This window comes from Conexibacter sp. SYSU D00693 (assembly GCF_017084525.1).
In the GTDB taxonomy this organism is placed as follows: domain Bacteria; phylum Actinomycetota; class Thermoleophilia; order Solirubrobacterales; family Solirubrobacteraceae; genus Baekduia.
This window is the reverse complement of the sequence record NZ_CP070950.1, coordinates 581,078-600,844: the sequence shown is the minus strand read 5'-3', so window position 1 is coordinate 600,844 and position 19,767 is coordinate 581,078. Positions and strand designations below refer to the sequence as shown.

Here is a 19,767-nt window from a genome sequence, read left to right as displayed (position 1 = left end):
ACGGCGGATCGTACGGGCCTTCGCCGCTAGGGCGTCAGGTCGTAGGGGAAGTCGGTGAGGACCTCGCAGCCGTCCTCGGTCACGAGGAGGAGGTCCTCGAAGCGCACGCCGCCGAGGTCGCGCTCCCACAGCCCGGGCTCGACGGCCACGACGTCGCCGGGGACGAGCGGCTCGCTGCCGGCGAGGCCGAGCCCGGGTGCCTCGTGGACCTCGAGGCCCACGCCGTGGCCGAGGCCGAACTGCATGCCCTCGGTCGGATCGTCGCCCGGCCCGGTGCGGATCGTGCGGTGCCCACCCGCCTCCAGGACGTCGCAGCAGGCGTCGAAGAGCTCGCGGCCGGTCACGCCCGGGCGGCAGCGCTCCGTGACCGTCCGCAGCGCCTGCGCCACCAGCTGCTCCTGGCGGCGGACCGCGTCGGGCACCTCGCCGACGACGAAGGTGCGGGTCATGTCGGCGTAGCAGCCCGAGCGCTCGTCGCGCGGCCACAGGTCGACCTGGATCGGCAGGCCGGCAGGCAGCTCGCCGACCGACTCGATGTGGCCGAAGCCCTGCGCGTAGCCACCGACCATGACGTCGGGCGGTGCGGGGGCCCCGGCCTGGGCGCACGCCTCGCGGGCGGCCGCCTGGACCTCCTCGGCGCGCAGCGCAGGCCCGTCGCGCCGGTGCAGGACGCCGTCGCGGCCCTGCGCGTCGCGCAGCAGCGCCACCACGGCCGCGAAGCCCGCCTCGGCGGCGCGCTGGGCGCGGCGGATGCCGTCCATCTCGGCGGCGGTCTTCACCCTGCGGCGCTCGTCGACCGCGGCCTGGTCGACGTCGAGCGCGAGCCCGTCGGCGCGCAGGCGGTCCGCGACGGCGACGGGGAAGTCGCCCGGCACGAGCGCCTCCCGGGCGCCGAAGCGCTGCAGGGCACGCGACCAGAGCTCGAGCAGCACCTCGCCCCGGCGCATCCCCGAGCCGATGAGCTCGCGGAAGCCGAGCTCCAGGAAGTCGATCCGCTCGGCGTCGGGCCGGGCCTCGGCGAGCCGGCCCATGTCGAGGTGCGAGGCGACGATGAGCGTGCGCTCGCCGTCGTCGGCCAGCAGGAACGGGTCGGCCACCGCGATGCCGACCTCGTGGCGCAGCGCGGCGCTGCGCTCGGAGTCGCCGACCAGGACGAGAGGACCCACCGGCTAGGAGGCGCCCGGCGTGATGCGGTAGGCGTCGAAGACCGACTCGATGTTGCGCAGCTTGGTGATCGTCTGCTTGAGCGCCTGGGTGTCGGCGACCTCGACCACGAAGCGGTTCTGGACCATCGGCGAGGAGACGATGCAGCGCGCCTCCACGATGTTGATGCCCGACTCGGCGAGCGTCCGGCTGAGGTCCTCGAGGAGGCGGTGGCGGTCCCACGCGTCGATCTGCAGCTCGACCTTGAAGGCCGTCTGGTGGTCGCCCTCCCAGTGGACCGGCACGAAGCGCTCCGGGTCCTTGCGCAGGGCGGCGGTGTTCGGGCAGTCGTCGCGGTGGATCGTGATGCCGCGGCCGAGCGAGACGTAGCCGACGATCGGGTCGCCCGGCACCGGCCGGCAGCACTTGGCCAGGCGCAGCATCACGTCGTCCACGCCGTCGACGCGGATGCCGTAGGAGACGGCGCTGCCGGTCGGCTGGCGGCGCTGGCGCCGCGTCGAGACGAGCGCCTCGGCGGGGTCGACCTGGTCGGTCTCGGCCGCCTCGCCCTGCTTGAGGCGCTGCAGGACCTTGTTGACGACGACCTTCGGGCTGATCTTCGCGCCGCCGAGCGCGATGTAGAAGTCGTCGGCCTTGCGGAAGCCCATCTCGCGGATGACGTCCGCCAGCAGCGGGCTCGAGACGATCTTCTGCGGCGGCAGCCCGTTCTTCTGCAGGTGCTCCTGGAGCAGCTCGCGGCCGGTGTGCTCGGTGTCCTCGCGCGACTCGGCCTTGAAGAACTGCTTGATCTTGTTGCGCGCGCGGGTCGTCTTGACCAGCGCGAGCCAGTCGCGCGACGGGCCGCGGTCGCGCTTCGAGGTGAGGATCTCGACGATGTCCCCCGAGCGCAGCGCGTAGTTCAGCGGGACGATCTTGCCGTTGACCTTCGCGCCGACGCAGCGGTGGCCGACCTCCGTGTGGACCTCGTAGGCGAAGTCCAGCGGGGTCGCGCCGGCGGCGAGCGACTTGACCTCGCCCTTGGGCGTGAAGACGAAGACCTCCTCGTCGAAGAGGTCGACCTTCAGGGTCTCGACGAACTCCTTGGGATCGTGGAGGTCCTGCTGCCAGTCGACCATCGACCGCAGCCAGCGCAGCTTCTCCTCGCCCTCCTGCGGGCCGGCGGGGCCGTCCTGCTTGCTCGGGTCCTGCTTGTAGATCCAGTGCGCGGCGACGCCGAACTCGGCCCGGTCGTGCATCTCCTGGGTGCGGATCTGGATCTCCAGCGGGAGACCCTCGGGCCCGATCACCGTCGTGTGCAGCGACTGGTACATGTTGAACTTCGGCATCGCGATGAAGTCCTTGAAGCGCCCGGGCAGCGGCTTCCACAGCGAGTGGATGACGCCGACCGCGCCGTAGCAGTCCTTCACCGAGTCGACGATGACCCGCATGGCCGTGAGGTCGTAGATCTCGTTGAACTCGCGGCCCTTCTTCGTCATCTTCGAGTAGATGGAGTAGAAGTGCTTCGCGCGGCCTGAGATCCGGGCCTCGATGCCCAGCGCCTCCAGCTCGCGGGCGAGGTACTCGCCGGCCTTCTGGACGTAGCGCTCGCGCTCCTCGCGCTGCTGGTTGACCAGGCCCTTGATCTCCTGGTACTTGCGCGGGTGCAGCGCCGCGAACGCGAGGTCCTCGAGCTCCCACTTGATCGCGTGGATGCCGAGGCGGTGCGCGATCGGCGCGTAGATCTCGAGGGTCTCCTTGGCCTTCTCGATCTGCTTCTGCTTGGGCATCGCGTCGATCGTCCGCATGTTGTGCAGGCGATCGGCGAGCTTGATGAGGATGACCCGGATGTCCGAGGCCATCGCCACCATCATCTTGCGGTAGTTCTCCGCCTGCGCCTCGTCGCGCGACGTGAACGTGATGCCGGTGAGCTTCGTGACGCCGTCGACGAGGTTCGCGACCTCCTCGCCGAACTTCTCGTGGACCTCCTCGAGCGAGGCCGAGGTGTCCTCGACGGTGTCGTGCAGGAGGGCGGCGACGAGCGTCTCGGTGTCGAGGCGCATCCCCGCGCAGATCTTCGCCACGCCGACCGGGTGGACGATGAACTCCTCGCCCGACTTGCGGCGCTGGTCGGCGTGGTGCTCGCACGCGAAGCGGAAGGCCTCCTCGACCCGGTCTCGGTCGACGTCGAGCGCCGCGTCGCCCGCGTGCTCCTCGACGATCGCGAAGAGGTCGCCGAGCAGTCCCCGCTCGTAGGCGGTGAGGTCGCCCGGTGCCCGGAGGTCCACCGCGTGGAGCTCCGGGTGCGCGACCCGGTCCACGGGCCGGCGCTGGACGACGCCCGCGCCGTCGCTGCCGTTCGGGGCGGCGCTGGGGGCGGCGGGAGCGGTGCGCGGCGACTCGCGCTGGTCGGCCATCTCCCTGAGGGTACCCGAGTGGCCGGGCGGCCTCGGCGGGTTGGCCGGTCGTTGCGTGCGGTCGTTGCGGCGTCGTGCCGTGACCCTGTCGATCCCGGTCCCCCAGACCGGAGATGACAGGGTGACGGTCCGTCGGGGCGGAAGCGTGCGGCCTAGGCCGCCGCGACCCGCCGTCCCGCGCCTTCGCCCAGCCACGCGCGCCCCGCCTCGAGCGCCCGCGCCGCCGCGACGGCGGTCGGCGCGGCGGTGAGGTCGGCCTTCGGCGCGTCTGGGACCACGGCGCCCGTCCCGGCGGCCGCGTCGACCGCGACCACGCCGACCTCCGCGAGCGCGCGCAGCGCGCGGCCGACGGCGCGAGCGGGCAGCGCCGCGACGTCCGAGGCCGCGAGCCCGGCGGCGCCGCCGGCGCGCACGGCGCGGTAGACGGCCGCGGCGAGCGGCCGCAGGTCGAGGTCGCGCTCGAGGACGGCCGAGGCGAACGAGGTCTCGGGGACGCCCCAGCCGAGCACGAGCGAGCCACCGTGCGGACCCGCGGCGAGCAGGTCGAGGGCGGACGGGCCGGGCGGCGGGTCGAGGGCCAGGACGTGGACGTGGGCGGCGGCGAGCGACGGGTCGGCGACGAGCTCGGCCCACGAGCAGACCGCGAAGCCGCCGGCGCGCCCCGCGAGGTGCCGCGCCCGGGCCGGGCCGTCGGCAGCGACGACGAGCACCGACTCGCCGGTGTGGACCAGCGCGCCGAGCGTCCCCGCCAGGCCGCCCCCACAGCGGTCGCGGCGCAGGCGGGGGCTGCCCGCGGCCAGCAGCGACGGCGCCGGCGCGGCGGCCAGGCGCTCGGCGGGCGTCGGCGCCGCCAGCGGCTCGTCGGCCCCGGCGGGCGTCCCGTGCTCGAGGACCGCCGCCGTCCACGCGGCGGTGCGCGGCGCGGGCTCGCCGACCAGGACGATCTCCCCGCAGTCGGGCGGGCAGGCGCAGCGCAGGACCAGCCGCGGCTCGACCGCGCCGTTGAACTCGTTGCGCTCGAGCTCGAAGACCGCGTCGAGCGGGCCGTCGTGAGCGGGCAGCTCGGACTGCCCGAAGGCCACGGCCCGGGCGCGGACGCCGCCGGACTCGACGGTGAAGCGCAGGTGCTTGCCCTCCCCCATCGTCCGCGGGTCGACGAGCCTGGCGGCCGGGACGAGGAGGCGCACGGACGGGTTGCCCATCCCGAACGGCGCGAGCTGCTCGAGCGCGTCGGCGAGGTCGAGGCCCAGCTCGTCGCCGGCGACCACGGCGTCGACGCGCTGCACCGGCACGAGGTCCTCGGGCGACAGCACGGACGCCGCGTGGGCGACGAACGCCGCGCGGAAGGCCCCGAGCTGGTCGCGGCGCACGGTGCACCCGGCCGCGGCGCGGTGGCCGCCGTGGCGCAGGAGGTGGCCGGCGGACGCGTTGAGGCCGCCGAGGAGGTCGAACGCCGGGATGGAGCGTCCCGACCCGGTCCCCTCCTCCCCGTCGAGGGCCACGAGGACGACCGGGCGGTGGTGACGCTCGGCGATGCGCGAGGCGACGATCCCGATGACGCCCGGGTGCCACTCGTCGTGGGCGAGGACGTAGGCGGGCTGCTCGCCCTGGGCGGCGACCTGCGCCTCGGCCTCGAAGAGGATCCGCGTCTCGACGTGCCGGCGCTCGGCGTTGGCCCGGTCGAGCTCGTCGGCGATCGCGTCGGCCCGCGCCGGGTCGGTCGTCAGGACGAGCTCGAGCGCCGCGTCGGCCCGCGAGAGCCGGCCGGCGGCGTTGATCCGCGGCGCCAGCCGGAAGCCGATCGACCCTGCGTCGACCCGGGCGGCATCGACCCGCGCGACGCGCATGAGCGCGCGCAGGCCGGGCTTCGTCGTCCGCGACAGCGCCGCCAGGCCCTCGCGCACGAGCCGGCGGTTCTCCCCCACCAGCGGCACGCAGTCGGCCACGGTCGCGAGCGCCACGAGGTCGAGGTCGTCGGCCGGGACGTAGCCGTCCGGCGCGCCCGCCGCCGCGTGCAGGGCCAGCGCGAGCTTGTGCGCCACGCCGCCGGCGCAGAGCTCCGGGCACGGGTAGCCGCGCACCCCCGGGTGGACGATCGGCGCGGACGGCAGGACGCCGTCGGCCCGCGGGGCGTGGTGGTCGGTGACCACGACGTCCATCCCCAGCCGGTGGGCCAGGGCCACCTCGTCGACCGCCGTGATCGCGCAGTCCGCCGTGACCAGGAGCCGCGTCCCGCGGGCCGCGAGCTCCTCGACGGTGCGCGCCGACAGCCCGTAGCCGTCCTCGGTGCGCGACGGCAGGCGCCAGTCGACGTCCGCGCCCAGCCCGCGCAGGCAGCGGACGAGGATCGCCGTGGAGCAGACGCCGTCGACGTCGTAGTCGCCGTGGACCGTGATCCGCGTCCCGCCGCGCACGTGCGACAGGACGAGCGCGACGGCCTCCTCGATCCCCGCGAAGCGCGAGGGCTCGTGGCGCTCGGAGGCCGCCAGCCACGTGCGCGCGGCGGCCGCGTCGGTGAACCCGCGCCGCGCGAGGACCTGGGCGACGGCATGCGGCACCCCGAGCTCGCGCTCGAGCGCGAGGACCGTGGCGCCCGGGACGGGCTCGACGTGCAGACGGCGCTCCACCGCGCCGGCACGCTACGGGCGCGGGTGGACGGACCGGCCGGTCCGTCCACGCGCCGAGGATGGCTAGAGCTCGAGCGCCTCGTTGCCGCGCGACACACCCAGGAAGTACACCGCGGCGATGCCCAGCAGCGAGCCCGGGACGGCCTCGAGGGCCGCGCCGAGCTCCGTGTCGTTGCGGCCCGGGACCTCGAAGCCGCTGATGACCAGCCCGAACACGACCGCGCCGATGATCGCGCCGAGCAGCGCGCCCACGATCCCGCCCGCGAAGCGGTCCGGGATGAAGATCGTGAAGTGCCAGATGGCCAGGCCGGTCATGACCCACACGAGCATGCTCATCAGCGCGGCCTCCCGTGACGCTTGTTGCGCGGTCGCTTGGGCTTGTTGGCCCGCTTGTCGTCCTTCATGACGAGGTCCTCGGGCGCGGCGTCCGCGGCGCGGCCGTCGGGCCGCTCCTCGGTCGCCGTCCGCTGCGGACCCGTCTCGTGCTGGATGTCCTCGACCAGCTGCTGGAACTCGCGCTGGGAAACGCGGCGCTCCGGGTCGTCGGGCGAGGTGAGCCGGCCACGGCGCGGCGCGTCGTCGGAGAGCTGGATCTCCAGCGGCTTGCCGTCGGGGGTCGTGGCGTAGGCCGGGACCTCGCCGAGCTGCTCGAGCATCTTGCGCCGGCGCCGGCGGTACAGCGGCTCCTTCTCCTTCCAGTGCGCGAGCACCGGGGAGGCGATGAAGACCGACGAGTAGGTGCCGGAGAACGTGCCGACCGCGAGCGCGAAGGCGAAGTCCTGCAGGGTCTCGCCGCCGAAGGCCAGGAGGGCCAGGATCGGCAGCAGGGTGCAGAACGACGTCGCCAGCGAGCGGATGATGACCTCGCTCATCGACCGGTTGACCACCTGCGTGAACGTGGCTCGCGGCATGCGCGGCACGTTCTCGCGGATGCGGTCGAACACGATGATCGTGTCGTACAAGGAGAAGCCGAGGATGGTGAGCAACGCCGCGACCGTCGACGTCGTCACCTCCCGGCCGACAAGGGCGTAGACGCCCGCCGTGATGAGGATGTCGTGGCCGACCGCGATCAGGACCGGCACCGCGTACTTCCACTCGAAGCGCAGTGACACGTAGACCGAGATCACGATCAGCGACGCGATGATCGCGATGATCGCCGAGTTGGCGATCGACTCACCGAAGGTCGGGCCGATGGAGCTGGACTGGAACGCCTTGGCCGCGCCGAACTCCCGCTCGAGCGCCGGGCGGACCTGGGCGACCTGCTCGCCCGTCTCGGGCAGCGAGATCTGGTAGCCCGAGCCGCCGAGCTCGGAGTCGTTGTCGACCCGCTGGACCTCGGCGTCGCCGAAGCCCGCGCGCTCCAGGACCTGGTGGACCTGGTCGGTGTTCGGCTGCTCGGTGAGCGAGGCCTTGATCCGCGAGCCCGACTCGAAGTCGATGCCGAACTCGAGGCCCTTGCCCGCCAGCGCGAAGGCGCCGATCAGGATGATCACGCCGGAGGCACTGAAGAACCACTTCGAGTACCCCATGTAGTCGATGCGGGTGCGCGGCGGCCGCTCCTTGGCCTCCGCGCCGAGCATCGCCGGGTGGGAGATCGCCCGCGAGCGCTGCATGAGGCCGAGGGCGGCCTGCGTCGCGAGGACGGCGGTGAACAGCGAGACGATGGTGCCGAGGCCCAGCGTCAGGGCGAACCCTCGGACGCCCGCGGTCGCGAGCATGAAGAGGATGAACGCGACCATGAAGGTCACGACGTTCGCGTCGATGATCGCGCTCAGGCCGCGCTTGTAGCCCGCGGCGATGCCGGCGACCACCGACCTGCCTGACCGGATCTCCTCCTTGACGCGTTCGAAGATGACGATGTTCGCGTCGGCCGCGACGCCCAGCGTCAGGATCAGGCCCGCGATGCCCGGCAGCGTGAGCGTGACCGGGATGAGCTTGACCAGCGCGTAGAAGTAGACCGCGTAGATGACCAGCGCGCCGACCGCGATGACGCCCAGGAAGCGGTAGACGAGCAGCAGGAACAGCGCCACGACGACGAAGCCCGCCAGGCCCGCGATCGCGCCGTCGTCGAGCGCCTGCTGACCGAGGGACGCGGAGACCTGCGACTGCGAGATGAGCTGGAGCTTCAGCGGCAGGGCGCCGGACTTCAGGAGGTCGGCGAGGTTCTGCGCGCTGGAGATCGTGAAGCCGCCGGAGATCTCCGAGCCGGTGCGGCCGTCGATGCCGTCCGGGTTCTGGCGGAAGTCGATGTAGGGCGCCGAGACGAGCTCGTTGTCCAGGACGATGGCGAAGTGCTGGGCGGCGGCCCGCGGGTCGGTGCCCGGCAGCGACTGCTCCTGGCCGCGCTGGGCGATCTCGCGGGTGACCGTCTGCCACTTCTTGGCGCCCGAGTCGCTGAACTCGAACGTGACGTTGGGCTGGCCGCTGCCGCCCGGCCCGTTGTCGAACTGCTGCTCGGGGTTCTTGATGTCGGTCCCGCTGAGCGCCGGGTCGTCGCGCAGGACGTAGTAGGCGTCCTCGGCGGTCACCCGCGCGGCCTTCTCCTCGGGGCTGTCGCCCTCCGGGGCCTCGGACTGGACGACGATGGTGCCGCGCTTGACCTCGCGGACGCTCGTGATCCGCTTGCGGTCCTCGCGGCAGGCCTCGCGGAGGTCGGCCTCGGTCTCCAGCGGGCCGCACATGACCTTCTTGGCCTTGTCGTCGACGCCGAAGAAGAGGCCCTGCGTGGTGTCGTCGGGCTCGTTGGTCGCCGGGCAGCGCGAGGCGCGGATGACGGCGCCGTAGTACGGGATCGTCCCCGCACCCGGGTTGCCTGCCGACGGGCCGCCCGTGACGTTCGCGTCCGTCGGGTCCGTCTCGCAGTCGGCGTTGAGGACGTTCTTCTCCCAGTCGTAGAAGTACAGCTGGGCGGTGGTGCCGACCTGGTCGATCGCGCGCTGGACGTTCGTCGCGCCCGGGAGCTGGACCTCGATCTGGTCGGCGCCCTGACGGGCGATCTCGGGCTCGGCGACGCCGAGGCGGTCGACGCGCTCGCGCATGATGTCGATCGCCCGGTCCACCGAGTCCGGGGTGACGTCGACGTTGCGGGTCGGCGACGCCTGGTAGACGAGCGAGACGCCGCCCTCCAGGTCGAGGCCGAGCTTCGTCTCCTTCGTCGCCAGGACGAAGGCCGAGGCGGCCAGGAGGCCCGCGACGAGCAGGAGGATGAAGACGTTGCGCCGACGGTCTGTCATGTGCGGCTCGCCAGGGTACCGGTGAGGTGGCCCGAGGGGGTCAGCCGGCGGGGGTCAGGACGAGGAGGAGCCCGCCGTCGTCGTCGTAGGCCGGGAACAGGTCGGCCGTCGCCTTCGCCGGCAGGTCGCCCTCCGCGTTGACCTGGACCGGCGCGCCGAGCTTGCGCACGCCCCACTCGAGGACCGTCTCGACGTGGTCGGCGCCGTCGCCGAACCGCAGGCCGAGAACCTCGCTGACGGGGCGCCCGATCACGCGCTCCTCGCCGAGGCCGGTCAGCTCGAAGGAGCCGCGGCCGCAGGCGATCACGTTGCCCTTCTGGTCGCAGGTGAAGAAGGCGGCGTTCGGGGCGGGGTAGTAGTCGTCGAGCAGCTCGAACTGGAACGGGAACCCGCACTTCGCGCAGGGCTTGGCGCGCTTGGAGAACCCGGCGGTGCGCTCGGTCTGGGTGCTGCGGGTGCCGCAGCTGGGACAGATGAACAGGTGGGCCATCGCGAGGATCGCGGCGCACTGTAGCCCTGGCCCCGTCGGTGTCCCGTCAGCCGCGGCGCCCGCCGATCGGCCCGCCGCCGTCGGGCGTGGCAGCATCCTGCCCGCCCCATGGACGACGCCCACGTGCCCGTCAGCCTCCAGGACGCGGAGGTCGCCTCCGGGATCGCCCGGCACGCTCGCGAGGGAGGCGAGGCCGAGCGCCGGCCCACGCCGGGCCAGCTCCTGCTCGCCTTCGGGGCGCAGGCCGACACGCCCGAGGAGCGCCGCCGGATCGCCGCCGCCCTCGACATGGCGGGCGTCCTGGTCGAGCCGTCGCTGCTCGACGCCCCGGCCGACCAGCGCGTGCGCCTCGTGCCGCGGGGCGGGTCGGGCCGTGGCGGGGGAGCGCGGCGGGCGGTCGTCGGGCTCGTGGCGGTGGCGGTCGTCCTCGGTGCGGGCGCCGCGGCGGCGTCGTTGCTGGTCGAGGACGACGGCGGGCAGGCCGTGACGGACGCGCTGCCGGCCGGCACGACCGGCCAGCCCGCGCCGACCACCTCGACGCTCGTGCCGCCGGCGACGACGGCGACCGCGACGACGGCCACGACCGCGACGACGACGGCCGCCAGCACCGGCACCGGCGCGACGACGACCGCCGCCGGGCCGGCAGCCACGGGCGAGACGGACCCCGAGGCCGACGAGCCGACCGCCGCGGAGCGCGCCGCCGCCCGGCGCCGGGCCCGCGAGCGCGCCGCCGCCCGCAAGCGCGCGGCCGCCCGCCGCAAGACCGTCACCGTCCGCGTCGACGCCAGCGCCCGCCCCACGTTCCTCTGCGTGGAGGACGGCGACGGCCGTCAGCTCTTCAACGGGACGCTCACCGGCCGGCGCACCTTCCGCGCCACCCAGGTCCGGCTGAACGTCGGCCTGCAGTCGACCGTCATCACGGCCGGCGGGCGCCCCATCCCGCTGGACGGGAGCCCGGACGGGCTGGCGATCACGCGGCGCGGGGTGACCCAGCTCCCGCTGGGGTCGCGGCCGTGCGCGTAGTGGGACGGTGTGGTGCGGGGCGGGGCGGTGCGGTGCGGGCTGGCGTTCCGCTCAGGCGATCGCTGACCTCGCCGCCGTCGCCGTCTCGCGGTGACCGAAGGGGGGAGCGACCGGCCGGGTCGGTCGTCGCGAGGCGGCCGGGTCGTGGTCCGAGTGGCGGTCGCACGAGTTCGAACGTTCGCCGGCGCGTGACCCTGCGATCTCCGGTCCTCAACGCCGGAGATGACAGGGTCGCGGTGGATCGGGGCCGAACGGCCCGAGTTCCGTGACTTCGGCCGCATAGCGCGGCGCACCCCGCACAAGCCGACCGCCAACGCCCCGCGAGCCTGGCGGGCGCACGCCGTCCCCCCTCCTCAGTGCCGAGCGGCGACCGCCCCGGGCCCCCCGACGCCCGAGCGGAACGCCACCGCGTGCGACACGGCGCGCGCCGCCTAGAACAGCGCGGACTCCGCCGGCGGCTCGAGCCCGAGGTGCGCGTAGGCCCGCGGCGTCGCCATCCGGCCGCGCGGTGTGCGCTTGAGGAAGCCGCACTGCAGGAGGTAGGGCTCGTAGACGTCCTCGATGGTGTCGGCCTCCTCCCCCACGGTGACCGCGAGGGTCGAGAGGCCGACGGGGCCGCCGGAGAACTTGACGCAGACCGTCTCGAGGACCTCGCGGTCGAGGCGGTCGAGGCCGAGCTCGTCGATCTCCAGGAGGTCGAGGGCGGCGCGGGCGGCGCGCTCGTCGACGACGCCGGTGCCGCGGACCTCGGCGAAGTCGCGCACGCGCTTGAGCAGGCGGTTGGCCACGCGCGGGGTGCCGCGGGAGCGCGACGCGATGGCGGCCGCGCCGCCGTCGTCGATCGCGCAGCCCAGGATGCCGGCGCTGCGGCGCACGATGTCCGCGAGGTCGGCCACGTGGTAGGGCTCGAGGCGGTGCTGGATGCCGAAGCGATCGCGCATCGGCGTGGTGAGCAGGCCCGCGCGGGTGGTCGCGCCGACGAGCGTGAAGGGCGGCAGGTCGAGCGTCACGACCCGCGCGCCGGCGCCCTGGCCGACGGTGATCGGCAGCTGGCCGTCCTCCATCGCGGGGTAGAAGGTCTCCTCCAGCGCGCGGGAGAGGCGGTGCAGCTCGTCGACGAAGAAGACGCTGCGCGGCTCGAGCGCGGTGAGGAACGACGCGATGTCGCCCTTGCGCTCGAGCGCCGGTCCGGCGGTCTGCACGAACGGCACGGCGAGCTCGGCGGCCAGGATCTGGGCCAGGGACGTCTTGCCCAGGCCGGGCGGGCCGGCGAGCAGGACGTGGTCGAGCGCCTCGCCGCGGGCGGACGCCGCCTCGAGCGAGACCGCGAGCTGGTCGCGCACCGCGGGCTGGCCGACGAAGTCCTGCAGCGTCCTGGGCCGCAGCGAGCGGTCGAGGTCCTCCTCGAGCACCCCGGGCGTCTGGATGCGGGCGGTGCTCACCGGCGGGCGGCCTTCAGGGCGTGCTGGATCAGCGCCTCGGGCGCCTCGCCCTCGGCGCCGCGCAGGAGCTCCTCGGCCTCGGCCGGCGTGTAGCCGAGCTCGACGAGGCCGTCGCGGGCCAGCAGCCGCGGGTCGTCCCCGCGCGAGACCGTGATGGTCGGGACCGCGTCCTCGGGCACGCCGACCTTCTCGCGCAGCTCGACGACGATCCGCTCGGCGGTGCGCTTGCCGATGCCCGGCACCGCCGTGAGCCGGGCGACGTCGCCTGCCGCGACCGTCGTCATCAGCTCGCGCGGCGGGCCACCGCTGAGCACGGCGAGCGCCATCTTCGGCCCGACGGACTGGACGCCGAGCAGCAGGAGGAAGAGGTCGCGCTCCTCCTCGGTGGCGAAGCCGTAGAGCACGAGCGCGTCGTCGCGGACGGCGAGGTGGGTCATCAGCGAGACCGAGGAGCCGACGGCCGGGACCTGCTTGAGCGTCTCGGCCGAGACGAGGAGCTTGTAGCCGACGCCGGAGGCCGTCTCGAGCACCACGTGGTCGGGCCGGCGGACGGCGACCTCGCCCGCGACGAGCGCGATCATCGGGCGGCGAGCACCGCGCGGGCCAGCGGTGCGTGGTTGGCGTGGCAGAGCCCGACGGCCAGAGCGTCGGCCGCGTGGTCGGGCTGCGGGGGCTCGGGCAGCGAGAGCATCGCCTGGACCATGCGCTGGACCTGCTCCTTCGGGGCGCGGCCGGTGCCGCAGACCGCCTGCTTGACCTGCTGGGGCGTGTAGGAGGCGCAGGCGACCCCGCGCTGGCCGGCGGCGAGCAGGACGACGCCGCGGGCCTGGCCCACGGCGAACGCCGAGCCGACGTTCTGGCCGAAGTAGAGGTCCTCGAGGGCGACCGCGTCGGGCTCGTGGCGCAGCAGCAGCTCGTCGACCTCGCGGTGGATGCGCGCGAGGCGCTTCTCCGGCGACCACGTCTTCGGGGTCTGCACGCAGCCGCCGTCGAGGGCGACGAACCGCCCGGAGCGCCGCTGCACCACGCCGAAGCCCGTGTTGGCCAGGCCGGGGTCGATCCCGAGGACGATCACGTCCCAGGGGTTCTACGCGTCGCCCCGGACGCCTCCCGGCGTGGCCCGCTCGCCGTCGCGCAGGCGCTCGAGACCGACCCAGCAGAAGTCGACGACCCGGTCCACGAGCGCCGAGCGCGGGACCTCCGGGTGCTCGAGCCACCAGTTCGCCAGGCCCTGGACCGAGCCCGACAGCAGCCGCGAGAGCATCTCGAGCGCGACGAGGTACTCCTCCTCGCTCTCGTCGGGCCGGCGGCGCGGCGTCCCCGGGTCCTGGAGCGCCAGCGCGTCCATGACGTTGACGGCCTGCTCCTGGAGGCGGTCGATGACCGGCCGCAGCTCGGGGTCGGCCTGGTCGCGGAAGAGCGCGCGCCAGGCGTCGGCGTGCTCCTCCACGAACGAGAAGAACGCATCGACCCCGCCGCGCAGGCGCTCCTCCCCCGTCGTGCCCTTCTCGGCGTTGGCCCGGAAGCGCCGGAACAGCTCGGTCGCGTGCTCGTCGAGCAGCGTGTCGTGCAGCTCGCGCTTGGAGGCGAAGTGCTGGAAGACCAGCGCCTTGGAGACGCCGGCGGTGCGGGCCACCTCGTCGATGGACGCCCCGTGGTAGCCGGAGGCGGCGAAGACGTCGAGCGCCGCCCGCAGGATCTCCTGCCGGCGTTCGGCGGCGGTGAGGCGGCGACGGGCCATGGCGGGGGTAGTGTGCCCGGCATGCCGGACTGGGCAGCGGAGGGCTTGCTCGACGGGTTGGAGGGCGACGCCCGGGCCGAACGCGCGGAGCTGCTCGACTGGCTGCACCACGAGGGCTTCAGCCTCGGCGACCTGCGCCGCTCGACCGCCGAGGGCCTCGTGCTGTTCCTGCCCGCCGAGCGCCTCGTCATGGGCGGCCCGGCGCGGCTGACCCTCGAGGAGCTGGCCGAGCGCTCCGGCCTCGACGTCGACGCGCTCGCCGAGCTCCGGCGCGCGCTGGGCCTGCCGGTCCCCGAGCTCGGCGTCGCGTGGTTCGCCGACGCCGAGGTCGGTGCGGCGGCGCCGTTCTCCGAGCTGGGCCTGGACGCCGACCAGGTCAACGCCGTCGCCCGCGTGCTCGGCCGTGGCATGGCCCAGACCGCGCAGGCGATGCGCGCCGTGGCGCTCGAGCTCGTCCTCGCCCCCGGCGCCACCGAGCTCGAGCTCGCCCAGCGCTACGCCGCGGCCGTCGAGGGGCTCATGCCCCACGTCGGGCCGGTCCTCGAGGCGGCGATGCGGATGCACCTGCGCAACATGGTGCGCTCGGAGGCCGTGGTCGCCGAGGAGCGCGTGCAGGGCCGGATGCCCGGTGCCCGCGAGGTCGGTGTGGCGTTCGCCGACCTCGTCGGCTTCACGCGCATGGGTGAGGAGGTCCAGCCCGAGGAGGTCGGGCGCGTGGCGACCCGGCTCGAGCAGCTGGCCGGCGACGTCGTGGCCGCGCCGGTGCGGCTGGTCAAGACGATCGGCGACGCGGCGATGCTCGTGTGCGAGGACCCTGCGGCCCTCGTGTCCTGCTCGCTGGACCTGGTCGAGGCGGTCGACGCCGAGGGCGAGGGCTTCCCGCAGGTCCGCGTCGGCATCGCCCACGGCGCGGCGACGCAGCGTGGCGGCGACTGGTTCGGCCGGCCGGTGAACCTCGCGAGCCGCGTCACCTCGATCGCCCGCGCCGGCAGCGTCCTGACCACGGAGGACGCGCGCGCCGAGGGCCCCTTCCGCTGGTCCTTCGCCGGCGAGCGCCGGGTCAAGGGCGTGGGGGCGGTGAAGCTGTTCCGGGTGCGCCGGGACGCGTGAGCGCCCGGACCGCCGGGGTCGCCGCGCACGCGGCCGCGACCGCCGCCCCGACGACGGACATCGCCACGAGCAGCTCGTGGAGGCCGACGGGCTCCACGAGCGCGCCCGCCAGCGCCGTGCCGACCGGGATCAGCCCGGCGCTGGCCAGGAAGTCGTAGCTCGACACGCGCGAGAGGACGTCCTCGGGGACGTGCTCCTGGAGCGACACCGTCCACAGCGTGAAGAACCCGGTGACGCACGCGCCCGCGAGGACCTCGAGGGCGGCGATGAGCCAGACCGACAGGCCGCTGCCGAAGATCGCCGCCTGGCAGGAGGCGCCGATGAGCAGCAGCAGCGCGCTGTGCAGGGCACGGCGCGGGCGCCAGCGCAGGAGGGCGAGGTCGCCCAGGATCGACCCGATCCCGAAGGCGGCCGAGATGATCGCCCAGTCGCCCGCGCCGCGCAGCTCCTGGTCGGCCAGGACGGGACCCAGCACGAAGACCGACGGCAGGACCACCACGTGGTAGGTCGCCATCGCGACGAGGCCATCGCGGACCCACGGCAGCGCGCGGACCGCTCGCCAGCCCCCACGCAGCTCGTCGAGGAACGACGTCGCCGCCGCGGCCGCCCGGTCGACCACCCGCGGCTGCAGCGGCACGAGGCACGCGACGCTCACGGCGAAGGTCACGGCGTCGACGACGAACGCCGCCCCCGGGCCGCCGAGGGCGATGATGCCGCCCGCGAGCGCTGGTCCGGCGATCGAGCCGATCGAGTACGTCATCCCGCGCAGCGCGTTGGCGTCCTGCAGCCGCGCCGCCGAGACGGTCTGCGGCAGCAACCCGGTCATCGCGGGCTGGAAGAACGCGTCGCCCGCGCCGTAGAGCGCGGCGAGCGCCGCCAGCGACCAGACCTCAGCCCCGTCGCTGAGCAGCAGCGTGGCCGCGACCGCCTGGACGACGAGCCGGACGACGTCCGAGGCGATCATCACCCGCCGGCGGTCGAGCCGGTCGGCCACGACCCCCCGCGACGAGCGCCAGCCCCGCGAACGGCAGGAACTGCGCGGCCGCGACGAGGCCGACGTCGGAGGCGTCGCCGCCGACCGACAGGACGGCGAACGGCCAGGCGACCATCGCCAGGCGGTCGCCGAAGAGGCTCAGGAGCTGCCCGACGAAGAGGAGCCGGAGCTGCGGCTCCTCGCGCAGGACGGCGGGGAGACTAGCCCGCAGCGGCCACGCGCTCCATGACGTCCGCCGGGACGTCGAAGTTCGCGTGGACGGTGTCGACGTCGTCGTTGTCCTCGAGCGCGTCGATCAGCCGCATGACCTTCGTCGCCGCGTCCTCGTCGAGCGGGACGGTGGCCTTCGGGACCTGGCTGACCTCGGCCGACTGGATCTCGACGTCGGCCTCCTCGAGCGCCTTGCGCACCGTCATGAGGTCGCCGGGCGACGTGGTGATCTCGAAGACGTCCTCGTCGACCGCGATGTCCTCGGCGCCGGCCTCGATGGCGACCATGAGGTCGTCCTCGTCGTAGCGCTCGCCGTCGACGACGATGACGCCGCGCTTGTCGAAGTTGTAGGCGACCGAGCCGGGCTCGCCGAGCGAGCCGCCGTGCTTGGAGAGCAGGTGGCGGACGTCGGCGCCGGTGCGGTTGCGGTTGTCGGTCATCGCCTCGATGAGCAGCGCGACGCCGCCCGGGGCGTAGCCCTCGTAGAGGACGGCCTCCATCGCGTCGGCGTCCGCGCCGGCCCCCGTGCCCTTGGCGATCGCGCGCTCGATGTTGTCCTTGGGCATCGAGGCGTCCTTGGCCTTCTGGACGGCCAGGCCGAGCGCCGCGTTGGTGTCGGGGTCGCCGCCGCCCTCGCGCGCGGCGACGGTGATCGCGCGGGCGAGCTTCGTGAAGAGCTTGCCGCGACGGGCGTCGACGATCGCCTTCTTGTGCTTGATCCCCGCCCACTTGGAATGACCGGCCATGGAGGGGATTCTAGGCGGCGGCCCGCCGCGGCCGGCGGCTAGCGGAGCTTGCGCACGCGCTCGCGGCCGAGGCGCACGAGCTCGGGCGCCACGTCGCGCAGCAGCTCGAGGGGCTTGTGGCGCATGACGCCGACGCGCAGCTCGCCCGGCGCCTCGTCGTACTTGCGCTGCTCCTCGACCAGCGAGGGGAACTGCGAGCGGTCGCTCAGCCCGAGCTTGCGCCCCTTGACGCCCACGCCGAAGACCCACGTCGGGATGCCGTCGTGGCCGAACCACGTGACGAAGACGTCGTCGAAGCCCTGCTCGAGCATCGTCCGGAAGCCCTCGGGCGTGAAGCGGAAGTAGTCGTTGGGGTAGCCGTGGATGCCGAAGAGCATCACGCTCGAGATGACGCAGATGCCGCCGTCGGCGGTGACGCGCGCCAGCTCCCGGCAGGCCATGGGCGGGTCCGCGCAGTGCTCGAGCGTGTCGAGGCAGATCGCGGTGCCGACCTCCCCGTCGCCGAAGGTCAGGCCCCGCAGGTCCTCGACCCGGTCGACGCCCGGGCCCTCGCGGAAGTCGGTGCCGACGAAGTCGCGGCCGGCGAAGAGCGAGCGCAGGTCGCCCTCCTGCTCGTCCTCGACCTGCATCGAGCCGAACTCGACGACGGGGTCCGGGAAGTCCTCCAGGGCCATGAGGTCCTGCAGGAAGTTGCGCGTCAGCGGGTTGGCCATGCGGCGGCGGATCGTACGGGAAGCGGCAGGCCGCTCACCCCAGCAGCTCGCGGTACAGCGCCTCGTAGGCGTCCGCGCAGCGCTCGGTGCCCCACCGCTCCGCGCGCCGGCGGCACGCCACGGCGGTCGCGGGGTCGCGCGCGAGCTCGAGCGCCTCGAGCAGCGCGCGCGCCACCGCACCCGGGTCGTCGCCCGCGAACAGCCGGCCCGTGCGCTCATCCCCGGCGACCTCCGGCAGTGCCTCGCGGTCGGCCGCCACGACCGGCGTCCCGCAGGCCAGCGCCTCGGCGAGGACGAGCCCGAACGCCTCCCCCACGCTCGGCAGCGCCGCCACCCACGCCTCCTGGTTGGCCCGGACCAGGGCGGCGCGCTCGTCGAGGTCGCGCACCTCGACGCCGGGCGCGTCGGGCAGCGCGACGTCGCGCTTGGGGCGCGACAGCACGAGCCGCGCCTCGGGCAGCTGCTCGCGGACGAGCGCGAAGGCGTCGACGAGCAGCGCGACGCGCTTGCGCGGCTCCGCGAGGTCCGCGGCGCACAGGACGGTCGGCTGCCTCGCTCGGGCCGCCGGGTCCGGCGCGAAGGCCTCGAGGTCGACGCCGGGGTTGATCGTCCGGACGTCATCCACGCCCAGCCAGCGCTCGAAGGCGCCCGCCGCGTGGTCGCTCAGCGCGACCACGGCGCTCGCGCCGCGCACCGCGCGCTGGGTGAGCTCGAGGCGCAGCCGCCGGTTCACGAGGGCCTGGCGGTGCGGGATGCCCATGTAGGACAGGACGGCGGGCGTCCCCGTCGCGTGGCGGTGGCGGGCGGCGGCGATGCCCGAGGTGACGTGCAGGGCGTGGGCGACGTCCGGCGGGTCGCGGCGCAGCTCGCGCAGCGCGGTCCACGGGTGCGTGAGGTGGTCGTCGTAGACCCGGCGCACGAGCCGCGCCTCGAGGCGCTGCGGGCGCGAGCAGCGGATGACCTCCAGCCCGTCCTCCTCGGTGACCGTCCGGCGCAGCGACGGATGCGTCGTGATGAGCGAGACGCGGTGGCCGCGCGCCAGCAGGCCGTCGGCGAGCTCCCGCGCGACCCGCTCGGAGCCGCGACGGACCTCCGGCCAGAAGACCGGGTTCAGGAGGGCGACGTGCACGTGAGGGCGGCGTACGTGATGCCGCCCATGCCCATGTGCCCCGGCGGCCGGGTGATGTGCCGGTCGCGCACGTCGACGAACCCGGCGGTGGTGAGCCAGCCGCGCAGGCCCGCGAGGTTGGGGTACCACCAGGTGAACTCGCTCGTGAGGACCTGGAAGCCCGCGAACGGCGCCCGCGGGTGGCGCAGGGTGAGCTTGACGTCGATCGGCTCGAGGACCTGGAGCGTCCCGCCGGGCTTGAGCGTCCGGCGCACCGCCTCGAGCGCGCCGACCGGGTCGCGCAGGTGCAGCAGCAGCGCGCCGATGAACGCGCGGTCCACCGGACCGCCGATCCGCTCAGGCGTCACGTCGTGCACGTTGCACGGGATCCGCTGCACCTTCGAGCTCAGCGCCTCCTTGGCGATGGCGAAGCCGCGGCCCAGCTCGACGTCGAACTCCTCGGCGGCCTTCATGAGCCGCGCGCGGTGGATCGCCGGCCAGTCGGCCGCGTCGAGGCGCTCGACGTCGATGGCCACCGTCTGCGCGCCGCGCCGCTCGTGCTGGAAGGCCCAGAACCCGTCGAACGTGCCGACGTCCAGCGCGCGGACGCCGCTGAGGTCGGCCGGCAGGATCTTGTCGGCGACCTTGCGCAGGTCGACGCGCCCGGGGGTCACCACGCCGGGCGCGAGCTCGATCGAGTGGTACCAGGACGGGTTGGCGGCGATGGCGGCCTGGAGGTCGGTCATCGACGCACCAGTCCATCAGAGCGCGCC

General features: G+C 74.2%; 17 protein-coding genes. 2 read left to right on the top strand and 15 right to left on the bottom strand.

All coding sequences use genetic code 11. The features are described from left to right. Positions 1-26: 26 nt before the first annotated feature. From JUB12_RS03020 to JUB12_RS02995, 6 genes are all read right to left on the bottom strand, one after another. Complete coding sequence (locus tag JUB12_RS03020; RefSeq protein WP_205698138.1) at positions 27-1,166, bottom strand: Xaa-Pro peptidase family protein; 1,140 nt, start codon at positions 1,164-1,166, stop codon at positions 27-29. A 3-nt stretch (positions 1,167-1,169) separates the two neighbouring features. Beyond that, positions 1,170-3,557, bottom strand: a complete 2,388-nt coding sequence (locus tag JUB12_RS03015) for a bifunctional (p)ppGpp synthetase/guanosine-3',5'-bis(diphosphate) 3'-pyrophosphohydrolase (protein ID WP_241004396.1) — start codon at positions 3,555-3,557, stop codon at positions 1,170-1,172. 152 nt (positions 3,558-3,709) lie between these two features. Next, the gene (gene recJ / locus JUB12_RS03010; RefSeq protein ID WP_205698137.1) at positions 3,710-6,184 is read right to left on the bottom strand and encodes a single-stranded-DNA-specific exonuclease RecJ; all 2,475 of its coding nucleotides are present in this window, start codon (positions 6,182-6,184) and stop codon (positions 3,710-3,712) included. Positions 6,185-6,247: 63 nt separating this feature from the next. Further along, complete coding sequence (locus JUB12_RS03005; protein WP_205698136.1) at positions 6,248-6,520, bottom strand: hypothetical protein; 273 nt, start codon at positions 6,518-6,520, stop codon at positions 6,248-6,250. Next, positions 6,520-9,417: a protein translocase subunit SecD gene (secD, locus tag JUB12_RS03000; protein WP_205698135.1), complete on the bottom strand. Its 2,898-nt coding sequence runs from the start codon at positions 9,415-9,417 to the stop codon at positions 6,520-6,522. The genes JUB12_RS03005 and secD overlap by 1 nt, the downstream gene beginning before the upstream one ends. A gap of 40 nt (positions 9,418-9,457) precedes the next feature. Next, positions 9,458-9,907 (bottom strand): PAS domain-containing protein, encoded by a 450-nt coding sequence (locus tag JUB12_RS02995; protein WP_205698134.1) that lies wholly within the window; start codon positions 9,905-9,907, stop codon positions 9,458-9,460. 108 nt (positions 9,908-10,015) lie between these two features. Here JUB12_RS02995 and JUB12_RS02990 point away from each other — a divergent pair, with 108 nt between their 5' ends. Beyond that, entirely contained in the window at positions 10,016-10,930 is a 915-nt protein-coding gene (locus tag JUB12_RS02990; protein WP_205698133.1) for a hypothetical protein, read from the top strand. Positions 10,931-11,361: 431 nt separating this feature from the next. On the opposite strand, the gene ruvB is transcribed toward JUB12_RS02990, so the two are convergent. From ruvB to JUB12_RS02970, 4 genes are read right to left on the bottom strand one after another with little or no spacing between them, the layout of a single operon-like run. Next, positions 11,362-12,372: a Holliday junction branch migration DNA helicase RuvB gene (ruvB, locus tag JUB12_RS02985; protein WP_205698132.1), complete on the bottom strand. Its 1,011-nt coding sequence runs from the start codon at positions 12,370-12,372 to the stop codon at positions 11,362-11,364. Beyond that, positions 12,369-12,953, bottom strand: coding sequence for a Holliday junction branch migration protein RuvA (gene ruvA / locus JUB12_RS02980; RefSeq protein WP_205698131.1), 585 nt, complete (start codon positions 12,951-12,953; stop codon positions 12,369-12,371). The genes ruvB and ruvA overlap by 4 nt, the downstream gene beginning before the upstream one ends. Continuing rightward, the gene (ruvC, locus tag JUB12_RS02975) at positions 12,950-13,447 is read right to left on the bottom strand and encodes a crossover junction endodeoxyribonuclease RuvC (protein ID WP_205698130.1); all 498 of its coding nucleotides are present in this window, start codon (positions 13,445-13,447) and stop codon (positions 12,950-12,952) included. Before ruvC ends, ruvA begins: the two co-directional genes overlap by 4 nt. 12 nt (positions 13,448-13,459) lie before the next feature. Further along, complete coding sequence (locus JUB12_RS02970) at positions 13,460-14,113, bottom strand: TetR/AcrR family transcriptional regulator (protein WP_205698129.1); 654 nt, start codon at positions 14,111-14,113, stop codon at positions 13,460-13,462. Positions 14,114-14,134: 21 nt separating this feature from the next. On the opposite strand from JUB12_RS02970, the gene JUB12_RS02965 reads away from it, so the two are divergent. Further along, positions 14,135-15,223 (top strand): adenylate/guanylate cyclase domain-containing protein, encoded by a 1,089-nt coding sequence (locus tag JUB12_RS02965; RefSeq protein ID WP_205698128.1) that lies wholly within the window; start codon positions 14,135-14,137, stop codon positions 15,221-15,223. Here JUB12_RS02965 and JUB12_RS02960 read toward each other — a convergent pair. The 5 genes from JUB12_RS02960 to JUB12_RS02940 form a co-directional block, all read right to left on the bottom strand. Further along, complete coding sequence (locus tag JUB12_RS02960) at positions 15,174-16,217, bottom strand: MFS transporter (protein WP_205698127.1); 1,044 nt, start codon at positions 16,215-16,217, stop codon at positions 15,174-15,176. The genes JUB12_RS02965 and JUB12_RS02960 overlap by 50 nt on opposite strands. A 200-nt stretch (positions 16,218-16,417) precedes the next feature. Next, complete coding sequence (locus JUB12_RS02955) at positions 16,418-17,173, bottom strand: YebC/PmpR family DNA-binding transcriptional regulator (RefSeq protein WP_205698126.1); 756 nt, start codon at positions 17,171-17,173, stop codon at positions 16,418-16,420. Between the two features lie 38 nt (positions 17,174-17,211). Further along, a complete protein-coding gene (locus tag JUB12_RS02950; RefSeq protein ID WP_205698125.1) occupies positions 17,212-17,886 on the bottom strand; it encodes a methyltransferase domain-containing protein in 675 nt (224 codons plus the stop codon). Positions 17,887-17,920: 34 nt separating this feature from the next. After that, a complete protein-coding gene (locus JUB12_RS02945; protein WP_205698124.1) occupies positions 17,921-19,015 on the bottom strand; it encodes a glycosyltransferase family 4 protein in 1,095 nt (364 codons plus the stop codon). After that, the gene (locus JUB12_RS02940; protein WP_205698123.1) at positions 18,997-19,740 is read right to left on the bottom strand and encodes a bifunctional 2-polyprenyl-6-hydroxyphenol methylase/3-demethylubiquinol 3-O-methyltransferase UbiG; all 744 of its coding nucleotides are present in this window, start codon (positions 19,738-19,740) and stop codon (positions 18,997-18,999) included. The genes JUB12_RS02945 and JUB12_RS02940 overlap by 19 nt, the downstream gene beginning before the upstream one ends. Positions 19,741-19,767 lie beyond the last annotated feature (27 nt).

Excerpts from the sequence above, each read along its gene's own strand:
- JUB12_RS03015 (WP_241004396.1), bottom strand. The coding sequence starts at position 3,557 with ATGGCCGACCAGCGCGAGTCGCCGCGCACCGCTCCCGCCGCCCCCAGC.
- JUB12_RS03005 (WP_205698136.1), bottom strand. The coding sequence starts at position 6,520 with ATGAGCATGCTCGTGTGGGTCATGACCGGCCTGGCCATCTGGCACTTC.
- secD (WP_205698135.1), bottom strand. The coding sequence starts at position 9,417 with ATGACAGACCGTCGGCGCAACGTCTTCATCCTCCTGCTCGTCGCGGGC.
- JUB12_RS02995 (WP_205698134.1), bottom strand. The coding sequence starts at position 9,907 with ATGGCCCACCTGTTCATCTGTCCCAGCTGCGGCACCCGCAGCACCCAG.
- JUB12_RS02990 (WP_205698133.1), top strand. The coding sequence starts at position 10,016 with ATGGACGACGCCCACGTGCCCGTCAGCCTCCAGGACGCGGAGGTCGCC.
- ruvA (WP_205698131.1), bottom strand. The coding sequence starts at position 12,953 with ATGATCGCGCTCGTCGCGGGCGAGGTCGCCGTCCGCCGGCCCGACCAC.
- JUB12_RS02970 (WP_205698129.1), bottom strand. The coding sequence starts at position 14,113 with ATGGCCCGTCGCCGCCTCACCGCCGCCGAACGCCGGCAGGAGATCCTG.
- JUB12_RS02965 (WP_205698128.1), top strand. The coding sequence starts at position 14,135 with ATGCCGGACTGGGCAGCGGAGGGCTTGCTCGACGGGTTGGAGGGCGAC.
- JUB12_RS02955 (WP_205698126.1), bottom strand. The coding sequence starts at position 17,173 with ATGGCCGGTCATTCCAAGTGGGCGGGGATCAAGCACAAGAAGGCGATC.
- JUB12_RS02950 (WP_205698125.1), bottom strand. The coding sequence starts at position 17,886 with ATGGCCAACCCGCTGACGCGCAACTTCCTGCAGGACCTCATGGCCCTG.
- JUB12_RS02940 (WP_205698123.1), bottom strand. The coding sequence starts at position 19,740 with ATGACCGACCTCCAGGCCGCCATCGCCGCCAACCCGTCCTGGTACCAC.